The sequence below is a fragment of the Acrocarpospora catenulata genome (genome assembly GCF_018476525.1).
GTDB lineage: Bacteria > Actinomycetota > Actinomycetes > Streptosporangiales > Streptosporangiaceae > Acrocarpospora > Acrocarpospora catenulata.
Map to the genome: position 1 here is coordinate 1 of NZ_JAHCST010000062.1, position 19,668 is coordinate 19,668.

Consider the following 19,668-nt stretch of genomic DNA (forward strand, 5'->3'; position numbering starts at 1 on the left):
GGCGGGTGGGTGGGAGAACCGCGGCAACCAGAATCCCCCGGGTGCCGGCTCCACACATAGGAAGTTGGTTGCCGTGGAACTCCCACCCACCCATTTGACCCTCCGGGTCCGGGCCCGGCTCCGCCGGGAGGGACGGTTACCCCCTGCCGGGCATCCTCGGCCGGGCATCCTCGGCCGGGCATCCTCGGCCGGGCATCCCCGCACATGTGACAAGGGCGCCCCCGCCGACCGGGGACACCCTCGCGCGGGCCTTCACAGGGACTGGATGCGGCGTCCGGTGATCCGGTGGGGGGTGATGCGGACGTACTGGTCGCGGGGGCCGCCGGCCCAGGGCTCGACCTGGGGGTCGGTCAGCTGGGGGAGTTCGGCCTCGGTGATGTGGTGGATGGGCCCCTGCACCACCACGCTCCAGCCCTCGTGACGGGTGAGGTCGATCTCGTCCACCTCGAAGGCGATTTTGATTTCCAGGTTCTCGATGCCGGTGCGCAGGTCCTCGTCCATGGTGCCGCCCACGCGGGTGCGGAACACGATCGCGCCGTCGGAGACCCGGTAGTTCACCGGCAGGATGGTCGGCCCGTACGCGCCGGTGAAGGCCACCCGGCCGACACCGCCGGGCGAGATCAGGCGCAGGCACTCCTCCTCGCTGAGTTCGTGCAGCGGGGCGCCGGTCCCGTCCGTGGTCATCGCTTCGTCCTCTCTGCTGGACTCGGGTTCCTGAGTTGATTCTCCCTGATGCCCCATTTTGGACGGCAGCGTCCATGGGCCCTGGCCGCACGGGACCTTCGGCCCTGGGGAAAACGCCCCGCGACGCAGTGCCATGGAGGGGACGAAGGAGGAAACCATGCCCATGGAAGTCAGGGACGTCATGGGGCACGTCGCGATCGCCGTCGCCCAGGACGCGGGATTCAACGAGATCGTCGCCGCCATGCGCCGGTTCAAGGTCGGCGCCGTCACCGTCATCGACCTCGACCGCCGGCCGGTGGGCGTGGTCTCGGAGGACGATCTGCTGCTGAAGGCGACCGAGCCGCCCCGGCACACGCTGGGCGCGCTCACCCCGTCCCGGCGCGCGGCCCAGCGCAAGGCCGCCGGGGTCACCGCCCACCATCTGATGACCGCCCCGGCGATCGTCGTCACCCCCGGCACGCCGGTGCGCGAGGCGGCCCGCCTGATGCACCGCAACCGCGTCAAGCAGCTCCCGGTCATCGACCCGGTCAGCGGTCGCGTCTGCGGCACCCTGCACCAGTCCGACCTGCTGCGCGTCTTCGCCCGCCCGGCCGAGGAACTGTACGCCGACGTCACCGCGGCCATCCGCGAGCAGGCGGGGCTGGATCCGACCCGGCTGACCATCGACGTCGGCGACGGCGTGGTGACCGTCATGGGCCACGCGAACGCCGCCGAGGCCAGGCGGATCGAGGAGGCGGTACGCCAGGTCGACGGCGTCGTGGACGTGGCCTGGGAGATCGAGGCGCGGCCGGAGGCCAACGGCAGGATGGTCCCACCTACGTACTGAGGAAACCGGGTCGCCGTCCGCACCACGTCCCTGGAGGCCAGGCTTCCACCCACGAACCGAGGAAACCGGCCTGACGATCGTCGTCAGGCCGGTTCCGTATGTTCGGCCTCAGGCGCCGGCCCATCCGGCGCCGCCGTCGTCCTCCTGCCACCGGATCTCGCTGACCACGTCCACCACCCCGTTGACCCGGGCCGACATGCGGGCGATGAGCTCGGCTTCACTCCGCAGGGCCATGGCGCCGGTGAGGGTGACGACACCCTGGTCCGCGCGTACCTGGACCTGATCGGTGTTCATCCAGCGGGAGCGGAGCACCTCCATGCGGATGTCGTCGGCGATGTCGGCGTCGGGCCGGACGAAGACCCGGATCAGGTCGCGGCGGCTGATGATGCCCACCAGGTGGTCCCGCTCGTCGACGACGGGCAGCCGTTTGATCCCGTGCTTCTCCATGAGCCGGGCGGCGGTGACGGTCGACATCCGCGGCCGTACGGTGACGGCGGGGCTGGTCATCAGCTCGGCGGCGGTGTCCCCCCGGGCCTTGGCCCTGGGGTCCCCCTCCAGGTTCAGCCGGTGGCGCAGCCGCGTCCGCAGCGGCGGCTGGTAGCCCTCGCGGTAGTAGAGCTCACGGAACTCCTCCTTGCGGAGCAGGTCGGCCTCGGACACCACGCCGATCACCCGGCCCTCCCCGTCCACGACGGGTACGGCGCTGACGCCGCGTTCGATCAGGACCTCGGCGATCTCCTTGAACGGCGTCTCGGCGCGGACCATGGCCACCGACCTGGTCATGACGGCTGCTACCTGGGTACGCATGGCATCTCCTTCCCGCTGCTGACTGCTACGTCTTCATCACATGCCCGGCGGGCTCCCCGCTGTAGGGCCGTTGGTCATCGCAGTCGGCGGGTGTAGGGGGACGGCGGCGGGTCGGCGGGGGCCAGGCGGATGCGGGCGTGTACGGCGACGGCCGCGCGCGGGGTCACGACCACCGGGTTGAGGTCGAGTTCGGCCACCTCCGGGAGGGCGTCCAGGAGGTGGCCGACGCCCACCACCTGGCGGACCAGGGCGGCGACGTCGGCGCGGGGGCTGTCGCGGTAGCCGTACAGGAGGGGGGAGCAGCGCAGTTCGCCGATCATCTCGGTGGCGGCGGCCGGGGTGAGCGGCGGAACCCGGAAGGCGCGGTCGGCGATCAGATCGGCGGCCACGCCGCCCATGCCGACCATGACCAGCGGCCCGAAGGCCGGGTAGTTCACCCCGCCGACGATGATCTCGATCCCGTCGGCCGGGGCCGTCCCGGCGGTGGTCACCCCGAAGCAGCGCAGCAGCCGGTCGGTGGCATCCGGCTCCAGCCAACCGCCGTCCGGCCGGCGGGCGAGCTCGGCGGCGACCAGTTCGCGCGCGGTCTGCTCGTCGGCCGGCGGTTGCTCGGCCACGGGCTCGGCGGCGCGCCGCCACTCCGCGTAGGAGACCGCCCGGGCCAGCGCCTGTACGGCCTGCTCAGGGAAGGCGTAACTCGGCACGCGGTCCTCGATCATGCCGTCCTCGCCCATCACGCACGCCACCACGGTCTTGCCCGCCGTCCGGGTCGCCTCGGCGATCGCCTTCCTGGTGGCGTCCGCTCCCGAGCCGAACGGCGGGGTGTAGACCACCAGCACCGCGTCCACGTCCGGTTCGCGCAGCGCGGTCTCGACAGCGAGTCCGATCTGCTCGGCCGTGGCGTCGGCGGTCAGGTCGATCGGGTTGGCCGGTCCCGCCACGGGGGCCAGTTCAGGGACGACCAGGCCGCTACGTTCGCAGGCGTCGGCGGCCATCGCCTCGGGCCCGCCGGAGTTGCCGACGATGGCGACGCGGCGGCCGGCGGGCAGCGGCTGGGCGGCCAGCAGGCGGGCGGTGTCGATCAGATCCCGGATGGTGTCCACGCGGATCACGCCGGAGGCGCGGACCAGCGCGTCCACCGCGATGTCGGGAGTGGCGGCGGACGCGGTGCCCGACCGCGTCACCCGGCCGCCCGAGCCGGAACGGCCGCTCTTGACCAGCAGCACCGGCTTGCGGCGGCCCACCCGGGCGGCGATCCTGGCGAACTTGCGGGGGTTGCCGAACGACTCCAGGTAGAGCGCGATCACCTCGGTTGCCTCGTCGTCCTCCCAGTACTCCAGCAGGTCGTTGCCGCTCACGTCGGCCTTGTCGCCCACCGATACCAGTGAGGAGACGGCCAGCCGTGCCAGTAGTGCCGCGCCGACCGCGCCCGACTGGGACATCAGCGCGATGGTCCCCGGGGTGGGTGGGCCGGGCAGGAAGCCGGCGTTCAGCCGTACCGAGGTGTTCACGATGCCGAGGGAGTCCGGGCCGATCAGGCGCATGCCCGCCGACCGGCAGATCCTCAGCAGTTCGGGATCCTGCCCCGCCGACAGCACCACCAGCCCTTTGACCCCGGCCGCCGCGCAGTCCACGGCGACATCCGGCACCGCCTGCGCGGGCACCGCGACCACCGCCAGGTCGACCGGTCCCGGCACCGCCGCCAGGCCGGGGTAGGCCCGGACCCCCGCCACCTCCGTGGCGTGCGGGTTCACCGGGTACACCCGCCCGGCGAAGCCGCCGTCCAGCAGGTTGCGCAGCACCTTGTGCCCGATGTCCGATGGATCGCGGCCGGCGCCGACCACGGCCACCGAACCGGGAGCCAGGATCCGGGCCAGCGAGGCCCGCTCGGCCTCGTGCTCGCGGGCCTGGATGCCGGCCAGCAGCCGGGGTGTGGGCTCCAGCTGGATCTTCACCTCCACCGTCGAGCCGTCGTAGCGGAGGTCCACCGCCAGGCCGAGGTCGCGCAGCACGCGCAGCATCGCGGAGTTCACGGCCAGCACCTCGGCGACCAGTTCCCGTACGCCCTGCCGCGCGGCGTGGTCGGCGAGGTGCTCCAGCAGGATCGTGCCCAGGCCCTGCCCCTGGACGACGTCGTCGAGCAGGATCGCCATGTCGGCGACCGCGCCGTCCGAGATCGGGATGTACTCGCCGATCGCCGTCACCCGGCCGCCCATGATCGCGATCAGCGCGTGCCCCCGGTACGCGGGCTGGGTCAGCCGGTCCATGTACGTGTGCGCGCTGGCCCGGCCACCGGTGAAGAACCGCAGGTAGGCCGAGCGCTCCGAGGTGCGGTCGACGAGGTCGTGCAGCTGCGCGAGATCACCGGGCACCAGCGGCCGCACGTGGGCGATGCCGCCGGTACGCAGCAGGACGTCGCATCCCTCGGACATGCCGACCTCCAGCAGCTCATCACGGTTCTGCTGCCGACCCTCCCGCCACTCGGCCGGGTGCGGCAGAGCAGGAGGACCTGTCTGGGAAGGACTTTGGTCGTACCCCTCAATTGAGGGGGTTCGCCGGGAAGGCCGAAGAATTTACGATGCTCGCATGACCGGGACTGCTACCGCGCAACGCCTTGGGGCGGCGATCAAACACGCCGACGCGCACTGCGCCACCGCGGACGAGTTCCTGGCCGCGATCTATGAGCAGGTGCGGAAGGTCGTCCCGTTCGACGGCGGCCTGTGGTTCGGGGTCGATCCCTCGACGCTCCTCGCGGCCCCGCCAGGGCGGCTGGAACACCTTGAGGCGTCGTTGTGCCAGAGGTTCTGGGACATCGAGTTCCGCAGCAACGACGTGACGCCCTTCCGCGATCTGGCACGGCGGCCCGGACCGGTCGCGTCACTGCGGGTGGCCACCGAAGACAAGCCGATTCGCAGCCCGCGTTACCGGGACATCATGCGCCCGCTCGGCTACGAGGAGGAGGCGCGGATCGCCTTCCGCACCGGCACCACGACCTGGGCGGTCGCCGCCCTCTACCGGGATCGGGGACGCCCGGCCTTCGACCAGGACGAGCTGAGGCTCCTGGCGTCCATCTCCCAGACCGTCGGGGTCGCCATGCGCGCGCGAAGCGTGTCCCCTGGGTCCAGGGCCGCCGAGGCGCTCCTCGCGCCCGGCGTACTGCTCCTGGACGCCAACGGCATGCTCATGTCGGCCAACGTGCACGCCAAAGCCTGGCTCCGTCAGCTCTTCGGTCTGGACCTCGGCGAGCAGCCCTGGTCGTCGGGATCGGGAGGCCCCGCGTTGTTGCAGGCGTGGACGTTCCTGCACGCGCTGGCGTCCCAGGCGCGGGCGGTGATGCTGGGCTACGAGGACGGTCCCGCGCGGCTGCGCTGCCGGGACCGTGACGGCCGCTGGGTCATGCTCCACGCCTCCTGCATGGACGACGGGAACCCGGACAGCCCGATCGCCATCGTGATCGAGCCGGCGCAGAGCGGCGAGATCGCCCCGATCATGCTGGATGCCTACGGGCTGACCGCCCGGGAACGCGAGGTGCTGGGTGGCATCGCCCGCGGCCTCTCGACGCCGGAGATCGCCGCCGAGCTCTTCCTGTCCAGCCACACCGTGCGGGACTACATCAAGTCCGTCTTCGAGAAGGTCGGCGTGAGCAGCCGCGGCGAACTGACCGCCAAGCTCTTCGCCGAACACTACTTCGACGCGTTCAAATCCCGTCTCGTCCAGGCCTAGCCCGCCCGCTGACCGGCGCCTTCCCTCTGGGGCGGTCGGCGGTTCCCTCACCGCCGGTCGCCGGCTCGCCCCCGAAGATCGCCGTCAGCTCGGCCCGTCCGCCGACGCCGAGCTTGGCGTAGGCGCGGGCGAGCGTGTTGTTGACGGTGTTGATCGACAGGCCGAGGCGCTCGGCGATCTCCCGGCTGGGCAGCGAACCGGCCAGCCGGGCGATCTCGCGCTCGCGCGGGGTGAGCAGCGCGCTGAAGTCGTTGAGCTCCAGCAGGGGGGTACGGGCCTGCGGGCACATCTCGGCCAGCACGGCGGCCCGCTCACGTGCCGCGCGCACCTGCGAACTCCCCCCGTTCCGGGCCCTGGCCGCCAGCCGGGCGGCCTCGGCCGCCGCGAGCAGGTACCCGTGGTCGGCGAAGGCGTCCACACTCCGGTCCAGGGCGTCCGGCGCGCCGGTGGCCAGCGCCGCCGCCGCGTCGGCGAGGACGGGCGCGAAGCTCCGCGGGGCCGCGGCGGCGATCTCCGCCAGGCGGTCGCGTACCGCGCGCGCGGCCCCCAGGCGGGCGGCGTCGTACAGGCACCACGCCTCGATCGCGGGCTGCTCGGTGTCGCGGGCCAGCTTGGCCGCCTCGGCCGCCAGATCCGCCGCCGCCGACCGCATGCCCGTGGCGGCCAGGGCCCACGCCCGGTCCAGCTGGATCCAGGCGTCGAACATCCGGTTGTGGTCGCCCTCCTGCTCGTCGGCCCGGGCCAGTAGTTCCTCGGCCCCGGCCGCGTCGCCGGTCATGGCGACCGCCCCGGCCAGTTCGGCTAGGTACACCCTGGTCAGCCCGTAGGCGTCTTCCTCCTCCAGCAGGGCCACGGCCTCCCGTAGCGCCGCCTGCGCCGTGCCCAGGTCGCCGCGCGCCTTGGCCACGACCCCGCGGAACCCGGCCCAGACGGCCGTCATCATCGCGGAACCGGCGGCGACCGCGCTCCGGTGGCCGTGTTCGGCCACTTTCGCGGCCTCGCCCAGGCGTCCCGAGGCGTACAGGGCCAGGCAGTGGCCGTACTCGACCTGTGCCTGACCCCACGGGAAACGGCCGGCGTCGGCGACCCGCCGTCCGCGTTCGGCGACGGCCGCGGCCCGGTCGGGCAGGCCCAGCAGCCCGGCGGCCATGGCGCCGCTCATCGCGGCCCAGATCACGGCCTGCTCCTCGGCGTCGGGCCGGGCGAGCACGTCCTCGGCGGACCGCAGCGCCGCCCGGGTCCTGCCGCCGAACAGCATGATCCACGAGCGGGTCGCCTCGGTCAGGTGCCGGTCGGACTCGGCGGCGGCCGGTGCCAGGTCCAGCGCCTGTTCGGCCTCGCCGGTCCGGCCGAGACCCCAGTGCAGGACCAGCGCCCGGGTGACCGCCCGCATCGCCTCCGGCTCCCCGCCCGGCCCGGGCGCCGCGGGCAGCACCGCCACCGCCTCCCGGCCGCGGCCCTGGTAGGACAGGATCTGGGCGAGTACCCAGTCGGCGTCCGCCGCGGTGCCGGCGCGGCGTGCCGCGCGGGCCAGCCGTTCCGCCAGGTTCAGCTCGAACCGGCCGATGGCCTGCCTGGCCGCGTCGAGCACCTGCTCAGGGCGGCTGACCGTGCCCGACTGGAGCTGCCACACCCCGGCCAGCAGGGTGTCGTCGCGCCGCCGCATCGGCTCGGCGTGCAGCGCCTCGGCCAGCCGTCCCCAGATCGCCCGGGCCCGGGTCACCGGCAGTCCCGCCCGCAGCGCCTCCCCGTACAGGGGGTGGGCCAGGCGCAGCGTCACCCGGGCGCCGGACTGCTCGGCGACCGCCATCCCGCTGCGTTCCGCCGCCTCGATGGCCTCCTGGTCGGCCAGGCGCTGGAGCAGGGCCAGCGCGAGCGGCTCGCCGCAGGCGATCAGCTCAAGCACGCCACGGGCGGCCGGGTCCAGCGTGCGCAGCCGCGAGGTGACCAGGTCCGCCACCCGCGCCCTGGCCGGCACGCCGCCGCGCCAGCGCCACAGCCCGTCCCGGCGCGCCAGCGCGCCGGTCTCCACCGCGTCGGCCAGCAGCTCCCGCAGCAGCAGCGGGTTGCCGTCGGCGAGCCGGTGCAGCCGTCGCCTGCTGAGCGGGTCGAGCCGCCCGTCCAGGGTCAGACCGAGCAGGCGGTCCACCGCAGCCGGCGTCAGCGGGCCCACCTGGAGCCGGACCGCCGCCTCCTTCCACAGGGCCGCGACGGCGTCGTCGGCGGGCTCCCGGCAGCGTACGGTGACCAGCGGGATCACCAGCCGCTGGGCCGCGAGCTGGCGGAGCAGCGCGGCCGAGGACTCGTCCAGCAGGTGGGCGTCGTCCACCACGAACAGGGTCGGGCGCCCTGCGGTGCGCGCGGCCATCCGGTCCGTCACCCTGGCCAGCAGCACCACCCGGCTCTCCGCCGACCAGAGGCGGCCGGGCAGCAGGTGGGAGAGCGCGCCGAACGGGATCGAGGCGGCCGCGCGGGTCGCCGCCACCCACTCGGCCGCGCCACCGGCGGCCGTCCACCGGGCCAGCGCCTCCCTGGCCAGCCGGGTCTTCCCCACCCCGGGATCGCCGATCAGGGCGAGCCCGTCGGTTTCCCCGGCCGCGAGCACCGTCTCGATCGCGGCCAGCTCCGCCCCGCGTCCCGCCAGTGGCCACTGGTGCACGTGCGTAGTTCCCACAGCCCCTCCGATAGCCGGTATCCGCTATACGTCCGGAGCTCGCGATCGGATGCGCCCCGCGGCCCCGGATCGGGGGAATTCTTTACCGGCGTGCCCGGCAGCCGTGGCGGCCGATCGTCGTGATCCGCCCGGGCATCGGGAACGCTAACCAGAAGGTGCGGGTCCAGCCAGACGGCCGGGGGGAAGAGTCATTGGTTTCCGTGATCCTGGCGTTGTTCGCCGCGCTCTGCAACGCGGTCTCCTCGGTGCTGCAGCGCCGCGCGGCGAAGTCCGTGCCCGAGCAGAAGGCGTTGCGGCCCGCCCTCATGCTGGCGCTGATGCGCGACCGCACCTGGCTCGGCGGCATCGCCACGATGATCGCCGCGTTCGCCTTCCAGGCCGGGGCGCTCGGCACGGGTGCGCTGGCCATCGTGCAGCCCGTCCTGGTCACCGAGCTGCCGTTCACCATGGTCATCCTGTCCCGCGCGTACGGCGTGTCGCTGGGGCGGCGGTCCTGGCTCGCGGTGGGGACGATGACGCTGGGGCTCGCGGTCCTGCTGCTCAGCGCCGCGCCCACCCCGGGGGACCGGCTTCCCAGCGCGATGGAGTGGGCGCTGGCCACCATCGGCACCGGTGGCGCCATCGCCCTGCTCGTGTTCGTGGGGCGGCTGGTCGGCGGTCTGGCCCGGCCGGTGGCGTTCGGGGTGGCCGCCGGGGTGTGTTTCGCCTTCACCGCCACCTTCATCAAGCAGAGCATGTCCATCCTGACCGAGGATCCGGCCGCGCTGGCCACCTCCTGGCAGCCGTACGCCATGGTGGCGGCGGGCCTGCTCAGCGTGTTCCTGCTGGAGAACGCGCTGCAGAGCGGGCCCCTGGTGGCCGCGCAGCCCGCGCTGACCATCAGCGATCCGGTGGCCGGGATCATCTACGGCACGACGATGTTCGGTGAGGACATCCGTACGGGAGGGTGGATCCTGCTTGAGGCGGTGGGGCTGCTCCTGATCATTCGGGGGAGCTTTCAGCTCGCGCAGTCGCCTCCGGTGCGGGCCGCCGCGGCTGCCCGTACGGGCCTGTGACGAGCGCGGCCTCGGCGGGCGCCGCTGTGAACAGGGCGGCCGCGCGGGTGCGCAGGGCGTGTCGCGATTCCTCGTCCCGCAGCCGGTCCAGGGCGTCGAGCAGGGCCGCGCCGTCGCGCGCGTACACGGCCACGCCCGCGCGGGCCATCGCGAGGGCGCCGTCCCTGCCGTGGCCGGGGATGGGCCGGTAGAAGATCACGGGCAGGTCCATGGCGAACGCCTCCGCGCAGGTCAGCCCGGCGCCGTTGTCGACCAGCGCGTAGGCCGCCGCCATCAGGTCAGGCATGTCGTCGCGCCACCCGAGCACCATTCCGGCGCCCGTACCGGCCAGCGCACGGCGCAGCCGGGTGTCGCGCCCGCACAGCACGACCGGCGTGTAACGGCCGGACCGGGCCAGTACCCGGACGGTCTCCGCCAGCCGTCCCACGCCCCACGACCCGGAGGACACCAGCACCAGCCGGGCGCCGGGCTCCGCGCCGAGCCGGGCGGCCATCCCTGCCCGATCCTCGGTCCGGGCGCGGAAGCCGGGGGCCACTACGGGTGCGCAGGTGAACGCGGGGGCGGCGGTGATGCGCGCGGTGGGATTCATGGAAAGGAAGCGGTCGTTGCCCGGATGGAGCCAGAACCGGTGCACGGCGAACTCGGTGATCAGCACCGTGCTCGGGGCGTGCAACTGGCCGCGTCGCCGCAGCCGGCCCGCCACCTGGGCGGCCAGGTGGAAGGTGGACACGACCTCGCCGGGTGGGCGGCGGGCGATCACGCGGCTCAGCCTGGCCGCCATCAGGCTGGTCAGCGGTGAGGTGGGCGGTGTCCGTTTGGCCATGAAGAAGACCTGGTAGATGACCTCGTAGAGCCATGGGGCGCGTTTGATCATCCAGCGATAGCACCGGCGCAGCGCGAAGCCCAGCCGGAACGGGACCAGGTGGAGGACATCGATGATCTCGACGTCGGCGCCGTCCGCGGCCAGCCGCCGCGCGAGCTCTCCGGCGACCCCGTCATGACCGGAGCCCATGCTCGCACTCAGAATCAGCACCCGCCGGGCCGCGGTCACCGGTCGCTCCCGAGATGCCAGTTGTTTGCGGGATGCGGGTCGTTCGGGGGCTGCCGGTCGCTCCCGAGATGCCAGTTGTTTGCGGGATGCGGGTCGTTCGGGGGCTGCCGGTCGTTCCCGAGATGCCGGTTGTTTGCGGGACGCCAGTTGTTTGCGGGATGCGGGTTCTTTGGGGGCCGCCGGTCGAGTGGGGGATGCCGGTCGTTCCCCGGATGTCGGTCGTTCCCGAAATGGTCGTTCCCGAGATGAAGGCCGGCCGTGTCGCCCTTCCGGTGACGTTGACCGGGCTGGCGCTGATGCACGCCGCCCCCGCCGCCACCTGGCTGCCGATCGTCCGGCGCCGGTTGCCCGCGCTCAGCGGTGTGGGCGACCCCGGCCACGTGGCGCTGACCTTCGACGACGGCCCCGATCCGCGATCCACGCCGCGTTTCCTGGACGAGCTGCGGCGGCTCGGCTGCCAGGCCACCTTCTTCGTCCTCGGTGAGGCGCTGGCCCGCCATCCGGACCTGGGACGCGCCATCGTCGCGGAGGGCCACGAGCTGGGCGTGCACGGCTGGCGGCACATCAACGCGCTGATCCGGTGGCCGGGGCGGGTCACCGAGGAGATCGGCCTGGCCGCCGACCTGGTGTGGTCGGTGACCGGCGAACGCCCGCTCTGGTACCGGCCCCCGTACGGGGTGCTCACCTTGGAGTCCCTGGTCGCGGTGCGCCGCGAGGCGCTGCGGCCCGTGCTCTGGACGGCCTGGGGAAAGGACTGGACGGCGTCGGCGACCCCCGCCTCGGTGCTGGCCACCCTGACGTCCCGCCCGCTGGGCGGCGCGACCCTCCTGCTGCACGACTGCGACCGGGCCACGGACGGCGACCGCTGGCGTTCGGCGCTCGGCGCGCTGCCCCGGCTCGTGGACCGCTGCCACGCGATGGGGCTGCGGGTGGGACCGCTGCGTGACCACGGCGTCGCGGGTTCCCCAGACGAAGAGAAACGAGCCGGCCACGAGTCCTCCCTGGTGCGCTGATTTCACCCCTTTCCGCCCCAGGTAGCTCGCAAAACAGGCGGCCCGTCAATTCTTGACTTCCGGAACGACCGCTGAACGTTTCGCGTTCCTGCTGCTCAGGTGGTGGTTTCCGACCTTCCGTAAATTCTCGGTCGACGGAATGCAAGAGGAACAGCCGGGTTTGGAAACCGTTGTTTATATGGCCTTTTCACGGAAATCCAGAGTCCGTGTCGTCGTCGCAGCGGAATAGCCTCCGGGAAATTATGGCAAAGGCCGGGCGGGAGAATTTCCCCGTCGCTTTACGGCTGCTGCCGCGCGGCTACCGCGACCACCTGTCGGCGCTGTACGTGTTCGTGCGGTACCTGGACGACATCGGCGACGAAGCCGAGGGCGACCGGTTGCGCCTGCTGGACGCCGTCGAATCGGACCTGGACCGGCTCTACGCGGGGTCGGCCCCCCAGTTGGCGCCCACCCGGCTGCTCAGCCACACCGTGCAGGCGTGCGCGGTCCCGGCCGAGCCGTTCCACCGCCTGGTGGCGGCCAACCGGCGCGACCAGTCGGTCACCCGGTACGCCACCTTCGACGACCTGCTCGGCTACTGCGAACTGTCGGCCAACCCCGTCGGGCACATCGTGCTGCACATCTTCGGCGCGGCGGACCCCCAGCGGTTCCTGCTCGCGGACCGGGTGTGCTCCGCGTTGCAGGTCATCGAGCACTGCCAGGACGTCGGCGAGGACTACGCCCGCGGCCGGGTGTACCTGCCCGCCCAGGACCTGCGCCGGTACGGCTGCGCCGAGGAGGATCTCGCCGGCCGCACCACACCGGTGCGGCTGCGCCAGGTGGTGGCCCTGCAGGCGCGGCGGGCCGCCGGCCTGCTGGCGGACGGGCGGCCGCTCGCCGCCGTACTCGCCGGACCGGCCCGGGTGGCCGTCGCGGGCTACGTCGCGGGCGGCCAGGCCACTCTGTCCGCGCTCCACCGGGCCGCCTACGACGTCCTCGGGCAGACCGTCCGCCCGCGCCGCGTCCGGTGGCTGGCCGCGTGGCTGCGGCTGCTCACGGTCGGCGGGTCCGCCGACGGCCGGCGTCCCGTCACGACGACTAGGAAAATGACCAGGAAGAGGTTGTCGAACCGGTGACAACATCACACGCGTACCGGTGCTGCGAGCAGATCGTCCGCTCCCGGGCACGGAACTTCTCCTACGGGATCCGGCTGCTGCCCGCGCCCAAACGCCGCGCGCTCAGCGCCGTGTACGCCTTCGCCCGCCGTATCGACGACATCGGTGACACCGAGGGCCCGGCCGACGAGCGGCTGGCGCTGCTGGACCAGGCCCGCGCCGCGCTGCGCCGGTCGCCGCCGGACCAGGGCGACCCCGTCCTGGTCGCCCTGGTCGACGCGGCCCGCCACTTCCCCATCCCGCTCACCGCGTTCGACGAGGTCATCGACGGGTGCGCCGCGGACGTGCGCGGCGCCACCTACGAGAGCTTCGACGATTTGCTGAACTACTGCCGGTGCGTGGCCGGTTCGATCGGCCGTCTCTCGCTGGGCGTCTTCGGCGCCGACGACCTGACGGAGGCCGCGCCGCACGCCGACGCCCTGGGCGTGGCGCTCCAGCTCACCAACATCCTGCGAGACGTGCGCGAGGACCGGCTCGCCGGGCGCGTCTACCTGCCGGCGGAGGACCTGCGGCGGTTCGGCTGCACGCTGGAGGTGGACGCCTCCGGCGCCTTCACCGACCCGCCGGCCCGGCTGGCCGCGCTCATCCGGTTCGAGGCCGGGCGGGCCCGCGACTGGTACCGGCGGGGCATGTGCCTGATGCCGCTGCTCGACCGGCGGAGCACCGCGTGCGCGGCGGCCATGGCCGGCATCTACCGGTCCCTGCTGGAACGCATCGCCACCCAGCCCCTGCGCTCGCTGACCGCGACGTCGTCGGTGCCGTCCTGGCGCAAGGCGCTGGTCGCGGCGTCCGCGCTGGCCGGAGCCGGCCGGTGAGCGGGTCCCCGGGGCGGGTCGCGATCGTGGGCGGCGGCCTCGCCGGCATCGCCGCCGCCGTGGCCCTGGTACGGGCGGGCCGGCCGGTCACCCTGTACGAGTCGCGGCCCCGCCTGGGGGGCGCCACGCATTCCTTCGAACGTGACGGGCTGACCGTGGACAACGGCCAGCACGTGTTCCTGCGCTGCTGCACCGCGTACCGGGGCCTGCTCGACCGGCTCGGGGTGGCGGACCAGGTGCGCCTGCAGGACCGGTTCGACATCCGGGTCCTCACCCCGGACGGGCGGGCCGGTCGCCTGCGCCGCTCCGGCCTGCCCGGGCCGTTCCATCTGATGCCCGCCCTCGCGACCTACGCCCTGCTGCCCGCGGCCGACCGCGTCCGCGTGGTGCGCGCCTCGCTCGCGCTGGCCCGGCTCGATCCGGGCGACCGGGCGCTGGACCGGATCGACCTGGCGAGCTGGCTCACCGCGTACGGGCAGCGCGAGCCCGCCCTGCGGGCGCTCTGGGAGCTGTTCACAGTGGCGGCGCTGAACGCGGGGCTGGAAGAGACGTCCCTCGGGGCGGCGGTGCAGGTGTTCCAGACCGCCCTGCTCGGCCGGGCGGGCGCCGCCGACATCGGCGTGCCGACCGCGCCACTCGGCGAACTGCACGGCACCGCCGCCCAGGCCGCCATCCGGCGGGGCGGCGGCGAGGTCCGCCTGTCGGCGAAGGTCACGGCCGTCGAGCCGGGAGCCGACGGCCCGGCGGTGGTGGTGGACGGCGTCCGCGTCCCGGCCGCCGCCGTCATCGTGGCCACGCCCCACGACCGGGCCGCCCGGCTGGTGCCCGCCGAGGCCGCGCCCGGCCGGGACCGGTGGAGCGGTCTGTCCGCGAGCCCGATCGTCAACGTGCACGCCGTCTACGACCGCAGGGTCACCGGCCTGCCGTTCGCCGCCGCCGTGGGCTCGCCCGTGCAGTGGGTCTTCGACAAGACGCGGGTCGCGGGGCTCGACGGCGGCCAGTACCTCACGGTCTCGGTGTCTGCCGCGGACCGGTGGATCGACCTGCCCGCGGCGAAGATCCGCAGCGAGTTCGTGCCCGCGCTGGAACTGCTGTTCCCGGCGGCGCGGCAGGCGGCACTCACCGACTTCTTCGTCACCAGGGAACGGCGCGCCACCTTCCGGCAGGGGCCGGGCAGCGGCGCGCTCCGGCCCCCGGCGGCCACCCGGCTGCCCTGGCTCTACCTCGCCGGCGCGTGGACCGACACGGGCTGGCCCGACACGATGGAGGGCGCCGTGCGCAGTGGACTTCACGCGGCCCGGCTGGTCAGGCGGTACCTGCGGCAGGGGGCGGCGGCATGACCCCGTCGGTGCCGCCGCAGCTGGCGGCCGCCAGGGACCTGGTCGACCCCGTCCTGCGCGAGGCCGTCGCGCGGCTGGATCCGATCACGGCGCGGGTCGCCGCGTACCACCTCGGCTGGGCCGACGACCAGGGCCGGGCCGTCCAGGCGGGTGGCAAGGCGCTGCGACCGGCGCTGGCCGTGCTCTCGGCGCGGGCGGCCGGGGCCAGCGCGGAACAGGGTGCCACGGCCGCGGCGGCCGTGGAGCTGGTGCACGGGTTCTCGCTCCTGCACGACGACATCATGGACGGGGACCGCACGCGCAGGCACCGCCCGGCAGCCTGGACGGTGTTCGGCACCGCGCAGGCCATCCTGGCCGGGGACGCCCTGCTGGCGCTGGCCGGGGAACTGCTCGCCGGGCACGCGGAGGCGGCCTGCTTCCTCGCCGTCGCCACCCGGGGGCTCATCGCCGGGCAGGCGCAGGACCTGGAGTTCGAGCTGCGCGACGACGTCGCCCTGGAGGAGTGCCTGGCGATGGCGGCGCGCAAGACCGGCGACCTGATCGCCTGCGCCTGCTCGATCGGCGCGCGCTGGGCCGGCGCGCCGCCCGCCGTGAGCGCCGAGCTGACCGCGTTCGGGGCCGAGCTGGGCCTGGCCTTCCAGCTCGCCGACGATCTGCTCGGCATCTGGGGCAGTCCAGAGATGACCGGCAAACCGGTGCGATCCGACCTGCGGGCCCGGAAGAAGAGCCTGCCGGTCGTCGCCGCCCTGACCGGCCGTACGGCGGCGGGTGACCGGCTCGCCCGCCTGCTGGCCAGGCCGGGGCCGCTGTCGGAGGCCGATCTGCGGCTGGCCGCGCGGCTGGTCGAGGAAGGGGGCGGACGTTCCTGGGCCGAGAAGGAGGCGCAGCAGCGCCTCGTGGTCGCGGAACGCCACCTCGCCGCGTCCGGTATTCCCGCCGAGGTCGGCACGGAATTCCTGGACATCGCTCGATTTATCACGACCCGGGATCACTGACATGTCGTTCACCGCCGGCACCCTGCCGTCCGCCTCCAGCGCCGCGCTCGCCCTCGACCTGGCCTGCGACCACCTGATCGGCCTGCGCTCCGCCGAAGGGTGGTGGAAGGGCGAGCTGCAGACCAACGTGACGATGGACGCCGAGGACCTGCTGCTCCGGGAGTTCCTCGGCATCCGTACCGCAGACGAGACCGCCGAGGCGGCCCGCTGGATCCGCTCCCAGCAGCGGGAGGACGGGACCTGGGCCAACTTCCACGGCGGCCCAGGCGACCTGTCCACCACCGTCGAGGCGTACGTCGCGCTCCGGCTCGCGGGGGACTCCGTCGAGGCCCCGCACATGCGGGCCGCCGCGGAGTTCGTCCGCAAGTCGGGCGGCATCGAGGCGACCCGGGTCTTCACCCGGATCTGGCTGGCCATGTTCGGGCAGTGGCCGTGGGCGGACCTGCCCGCCCTTCCGCCGGAGCTGATGTTCCTGCCGTCCTGGTTCCCGCTCAACATCTACGACTGGGCCTGCTGGGCCCGCCAGACGATCGTCCCGCTCACCGTGGTGAGCGCGCACCGGCCCGTCCGCCCGCTCCCGTTCGACCTGGCCGAACTGCGCACCGGCCGCCGTCCGCGGCAGCGCGCCCGGCTGGGCTGGGAGTTCGCGTTCGCCCGCCTCGACCGCGTACTGCACCGCTACGAACGCCGCCCGCTGAAGGGCGCGCGTGCGGCGGCGCTCCGCCGCGCCGTGGCGTGGATCCTCGCCCGGCAGGAGCTCGACGGATCCTGGGGCGGCATCCAGCCCCCCTGGGTGTACTCGCTGATCGCGCTGAACCTGTCCGGATTCCGCGTCGACCATCCCGTCATGGCGCGCGGCCTGGACGGGCTCGACCGGTTCACCATCCGCGACGAGCAGGGCCGCAGGCTGGAAGCCTGCCAGTCGCCCGTGTGGGACACCGCGCTCGCGATCAACGCGCTCCTGGACGCGGGCCTGGCCCCCGGCCATCCGGCCGTCGCCGAGGGCTCCGACTGGCTGCTGACCCAGGAGATCAGGAACCCGGGCGACTGGACGGTACGGCGGCCCGGCCTGCCGCCCGGCGGCTGGGCGTTCGAGTTCGACAACGACGTCTACCCCGACACCGACGACACCGCGGAGGTGATCCTCGCGTTGCGCCGGAGCGACCGCCCCGCCGCCCGGCCCGCCATCGACCGCGCCGTCCGCTGGATGACCGGGATGGCCTCGCGGGACGGCGGTTTCGCGGCCTTCGACGCCGACAACACCCGCACGCTCTGCACCAAGCTGCCGTTCTGCGACTTCGGCGCGGTCATCGACCCGCCGTCCGCCGACGTCACCGCGCACGTCGTGGAGGCGCTGGCCCACGAGCGGGGGACCGGCGACCCGGCCCTGCGGCGGGGTGTCCTCTGGCTGCTCAGGGCCCAGGAGCCGGACGGGTCCTGGTTCGGCCGGTGGGGCGCCAACCACGTCTACGGCACCGGCGCCGTGGTGCCCGCCCTGGTCGCCGCCGGGATACGCCCACAGGCGCGCTGCCTGCGGCGGGCGGTCGCCTGGCTGGAGGCCCACCAGAACGAGGACGGCGGCTGGGGCGAGGACCTGCGCTCCTACGTCGACCGCGACTGGGTCGGCCGCGGGGAGTCCACGCCGTCGCAGACCGCGTGGGCGCTGCTGGCGCTGCTCGCCGCCGGGGAACGTTCGGCGGCGGTCGACAGCGGCGTACGGTGGCTGGTCGAGCGGCAGCGCCCGGACGGCACGTGGGACGAGCCGTACTTCACCGGGACCGGCTTCCCCGGCGATTTCTACATCAACTACCACCTCTACCGTCTGGTCTTCCCGATCAGCGCCCTCGGCCGTTACGTGCGCTCCCGTACCGAGGAAGCGCCGTGACCGGCCTGCTGATCTGCACGGCGCTGGGCATCGAGACCCGGGCCGTCCGGCGCGGACTGGGCTCCGCGGCGGGCGTCCGGGTGCTCCGCACCGGTATGGGACCGCGCCGGGCCGGACGCGCCGCCTCGGCGCTGCCCCCGCATGACGCGCTGGCCGTCACCGGCTTCGCGGGCGCGCTCGACCCGAGCCTCCGCCCGGGGGACGTGCTGGTGGCCGATGCCGTCTGGTTCGGGGGACGGGCGTTCCCCTGCCCGTCGGCGGCCTCGCTCGCCGGGGAGCTGTCCCGCGTGGGTCTGCCCGTACGCACGGGCGTGCTGCTGACCACCGGCCACGTGGTGACCGGGCCGGCCCGCCGCAGACTCGCGGAAACCGGCGCGCACGCGGTCGACATGGAGACCGGGCCCCTCGCCGCAGTGGCGTCCGGCCGGCCACTGGCGGCAGTGCGGGTCATCGTCGACACGCCCCAGGCACCGCTGTTCAGCCTGGCCACTCTGCACGGCGTCCGCCTGGCCCGCCGCGCGCTGACCAGGATCGCCCCCGTCCTGCTGCGCTGGGCCGCGGCCACCGGCGAAGAGAGCGTCCCTTTCACCCTTCTGAAGGAAGTGCGGTCATGACGATCCCGATCCGGCAGAGCCTCAGCATCGGTGGCTACATCCTCCGCCAGAAGCTTCAGCGGCGGTCCAAGTTCCCGCTGCTGGTCGAGTTGGAGCCGCTGTTCGCCTGCAACCTCTCCTGCGCCGGCTGCGGCAAGATCCAGCATCCCGCCGACGTCCTGAAGCAGCGCATGCCCGTGGCACAGGCCGTCGCCGCGGTCGAGGAGAGCGGCGCCCCGATGGTGTCGATCGCGGGCGGGGAGCCGCTCATCCACCCCCAGATCGCGGAGATCGTCAAGGAGCTCGTCGCCCGCCGCAAGTACGTCTACCTGTGCACCAACGCCCTGCTCATCCCCAAGAAGATCGACCAGTTCCGGCCGTCCCGGTACTTCGCCTGGACGGTGCACATCGACGGACTGCGGGAACGCCACGACAGGTCGGTGCAGAAGAAGGGCGTCTTCGACGAGGCGGTGGCCGCCATCCGCGAGTGCCGGCGGCGCGGCTTCCGGGTCACCACGAACACCACGTTCTTCAGCACCGACACCCCGCAGACGGTGATCGACGTGCTCAACTTCCTCAATGACGACCTGGCCGTGGACCAGATGATGATCTCCCCGGCGTACGCGTACGAGAAGGCGCCGGACCAGGACCACTTCCTCGGGGTGCGGCAGATCCGCGACCTGTTCCGCCAGGCCTTCGCCAACGGCAACCGGCGCCGGTGGCGCTTCAACCACTCACCGCTCTTCCTCGACTTCCTGGAGGGGAAGGTCGACTTCCCGTGTACGGCCTGGGCGATCCCGTCCTACTCCGTGTTCGGCTGGCAGCGGCCCTGCTACCTGATGTCGGACGGCTACGCCCAGACCTACCGGGAGCTGGTCGAGGAAACGGACTGGGACTCCTACGGCCGGGGCCGGGACGAGCGCTGCGCCAACTGCATGGCCCACTGCGGCTACGAGCCCACCGCCGTCTTCGCCACCCTCGGCTCCCTGAAGGAGTCCCTGCGCGCGGCCCGGAGCGGCTGACCTTTCAGGCGTTCCACCGAGCTTTTCAGGT

At 73.4% G+C, this 19,668-nt stretch carries 16 protein-coding genes; 11 read left to right on the forward strand and 5 right to left on the reverse strand.

Annotated elements, in window-relative coordinates; all coding sequences use genetic code 11:
* Positions 1-252 precede the first annotated feature (252 nt).
* Positions 253-684 carry a pyridoxamine 5'-phosphate oxidase family protein gene (locus KIP79_RS37950; protein ID WP_214109840.1) on the reverse strand — a complete coding sequence of 144 codons (432 nt, stop codon included), beginning with the start codon at positions 682-684 and terminating at the stop codon, positions 253-255.
* Between the two features lie 157 nt (positions 685-841).
* Between KIP79_RS37950 and KIP79_RS37955 the strand changes: the two genes are divergently transcribed.
* Entirely contained in the window at positions 842-1,510 is a 669-nt protein-coding gene (locus tag KIP79_RS37955; RefSeq protein WP_214109841.1) for a BON domain-containing protein, read from the forward strand.
* Positions 1,511-1,618: 108 nt separating this feature from the next.
* Here the strand turns inward: KIP79_RS37955 and KIP79_RS37960 are convergent, their stop codons facing one another.
* Both KIP79_RS37960 and KIP79_RS37965 read right to left on the reverse strand, forming a co-directional pair.
* Complete coding sequence (locus tag KIP79_RS37960; protein WP_214109842.1) at positions 1,619-2,317, reverse strand: CBS domain-containing protein; 699 nt, start codon at positions 2,315-2,317, stop codon at positions 1,619-1,621.
* 74 nt (positions 2,318-2,391) lie between these two features.
* Complete coding sequence (locus tag KIP79_RS37965) at positions 2,392-4,749, reverse strand: bifunctional acetate--CoA ligase family protein/GNAT family N-acetyltransferase (RefSeq protein ID WP_214109843.1); 2,358 nt, start codon at positions 4,747-4,749, stop codon at positions 2,392-2,394.
* Between the two features lie 154 nt (positions 4,750-4,903).
* On the opposite strand from KIP79_RS37965, the gene KIP79_RS37970 reads away from it, so the two are divergent.
* Complete coding sequence (locus tag KIP79_RS37970; protein WP_214109844.1) at positions 4,904-6,040, forward strand: helix-turn-helix transcriptional regulator; 1,137 nt, start codon at positions 4,904-4,906, stop codon at positions 6,038-6,040.
* On the opposite strand, the gene KIP79_RS37975 is transcribed toward KIP79_RS37970, so the two are convergent.
* Positions 6,015-8,714, reverse strand: a complete 2,700-nt coding sequence (locus KIP79_RS37975) for an AAA family ATPase (protein WP_214109845.1) — start codon at positions 8,712-8,714, stop codon at positions 6,015-6,017. The genes KIP79_RS37970 and KIP79_RS37975 overlap by 26 nt on opposite strands.
* Before the next feature lie 200 nt (positions 8,715-8,914).
* On the opposite strand from KIP79_RS37975, the gene KIP79_RS37980 reads away from it, so the two are divergent.
* Positions 8,915-9,769 (forward strand): DMT family transporter, encoded by an 855-nt coding sequence (locus KIP79_RS37980; protein WP_308170097.1) that lies wholly within the window; start codon positions 8,915-8,917, stop codon positions 9,767-9,769.
* Here the strand turns inward: KIP79_RS37980 and KIP79_RS37985 are convergent.
* On the reverse strand, positions 9,696-10,820 hold the full coding sequence (locus tag KIP79_RS37985; protein WP_308170091.1) for an MGDG synthase family glycosyltransferase: 1,125 nt from the start codon (positions 10,818-10,820) through the stop codon (positions 9,696-9,698). The genes KIP79_RS37980 and KIP79_RS37985 overlap by 74 nt on opposite strands.
* Before the next feature lie 230 nt (positions 10,821-11,050).
* Between KIP79_RS37985 and KIP79_RS37990 the strand changes: the two genes are divergently transcribed.
* The 8 genes from KIP79_RS37990 (at position 11,051) to hpnH (ending at position 19,637) form a co-directional block, all read left to right on the forward strand.
* Complete coding sequence (locus KIP79_RS37990; protein WP_250214503.1) at positions 11,051-11,833, forward strand: polysaccharide deacetylase family protein; 783 nt, start codon at positions 11,051-11,053, stop codon at positions 11,831-11,833.
* A gap of 242 nt (positions 11,834-12,075) precedes the next feature.
* A complete protein-coding gene (gene hpnC, locus KIP79_RS37995; protein WP_214109847.1) occupies positions 12,076-12,948 on the forward strand; it encodes a squalene synthase HpnC in 873 nt (290 codons plus the stop codon).
* Positions 12,945-13,802, forward strand: a complete 858-nt coding sequence (gene hpnD, locus KIP79_RS38000) for a presqualene diphosphate synthase HpnD (protein ID WP_214109848.1) — start codon at positions 12,945-12,947, stop codon at positions 13,800-13,802. Before hpnC ends, hpnD begins: the two co-directional genes overlap by 4 nt.
* Entirely contained in the window at positions 13,799-15,142 is a 1,344-nt protein-coding gene (gene hpnE / locus KIP79_RS38005; RefSeq protein WP_214109849.1) for a hydroxysqualene dehydroxylase HpnE, read from the forward strand. The genes hpnD and hpnE overlap by 4 nt, the downstream gene beginning before the upstream one ends.
* A complete protein-coding gene (locus tag KIP79_RS38010) occupies positions 15,139-16,137 on the forward strand; it encodes a polyprenyl synthetase family protein (RefSeq protein ID WP_214109850.1) in 999 nt (332 codons plus the stop codon). The genes hpnE and KIP79_RS38010 overlap by 4 nt, the downstream gene beginning before the upstream one ends.
* Position 16,138: 1 nt before the next feature.
* A complete protein-coding gene (gene shc, locus KIP79_RS38015; protein WP_214109851.1) occupies positions 16,139-18,022 on the forward strand; it encodes a squalene--hopene cyclase in 1,884 nt (627 codons plus the stop codon).
* Complete coding sequence (locus tag KIP79_RS38020; RefSeq protein WP_214109852.1) at positions 18,019-18,636, forward strand: phosphorylase family protein; 618 nt, start codon at positions 18,019-18,021, stop codon at positions 18,634-18,636. The genes shc and KIP79_RS38020 overlap by 4 nt, the downstream gene beginning before the upstream one ends.
* Positions 18,633-19,637 carry an adenosyl-hopene transferase HpnH gene (hpnH, locus tag KIP79_RS38025; RefSeq protein ID WP_214109853.1) on the forward strand — a complete coding sequence of 335 codons (1,005 nt, stop codon included), beginning with the start codon at positions 18,633-18,635 and terminating at the stop codon, positions 19,635-19,637. The genes KIP79_RS38020 and hpnH overlap by 4 nt, the downstream gene beginning before the upstream one ends.
* Positions 19,638-19,668 lie beyond the last annotated feature (31 nt).

Bases quoted from the DNA above. Each gene is read 5' to 3' on its own strand.
- KIP79_RS37950 (WP_214109840.1), bottom strand. From the start codon at position 684: ATGACCACGGACGGGACCGGCGCCCCGCTGCACGAACTCAGCGAGGAG.
- hpnC (WP_214109847.1), top strand. From the start codon at position 12,076: ATGGCAAAGGCCGGGCGGGAGAATTTCCCCGTCGCTTTACGGCTGCTG.
- KIP79_RS37960 (WP_214109842.1), bottom strand. From the start codon at position 2,317: ATGCGTACCCAGGTAGCAGCCGTCATGACCAGGTCGGTGGCCATGGTC.
- KIP79_RS37955 (WP_214109841.1), top strand. From the start codon at position 842: ATGCCCATGGAAGTCAGGGACGTCATGGGGCACGTCGCGATCGCCGTC.
- KIP79_RS38010 (WP_214109850.1), top strand. From the start codon at position 15,139: ATGACCCCGTCGGTGCCGCCGCAGCTGGCGGCCGCCAGGGACCTGGTC.
- KIP79_RS37990 (WP_250214503.1), top strand. From the start codon at position 11,051: ATGGTCGTTCCCGAGATGAAGGCCGGCCGTGTCGCCCTTCCGGTGACG.
- KIP79_RS37965 (WP_214109843.1), bottom strand. From the start codon at position 4,749: ATGTCCGAGGGATGCGACGTCCTGCTGCGTACCGGCGGCATCGCCCAC.
- KIP79_RS37970 (WP_214109844.1), top strand. From the start codon at position 4,904: ATGACCGGGACTGCTACCGCGCAACGCCTTGGGGCGGCGATCAAACAC.
- hpnH (WP_214109853.1), top strand. From the start codon at position 18,633: ATGACGATCCCGATCCGGCAGAGCCTCAGCATCGGTGGCTACATCCTC.
- shc (WP_214109851.1), top strand. From the start codon at position 16,139: ATGTCGTTCACCGCCGGCACCCTGCCGTCCGCCTCCAGCGCCGCGCTC.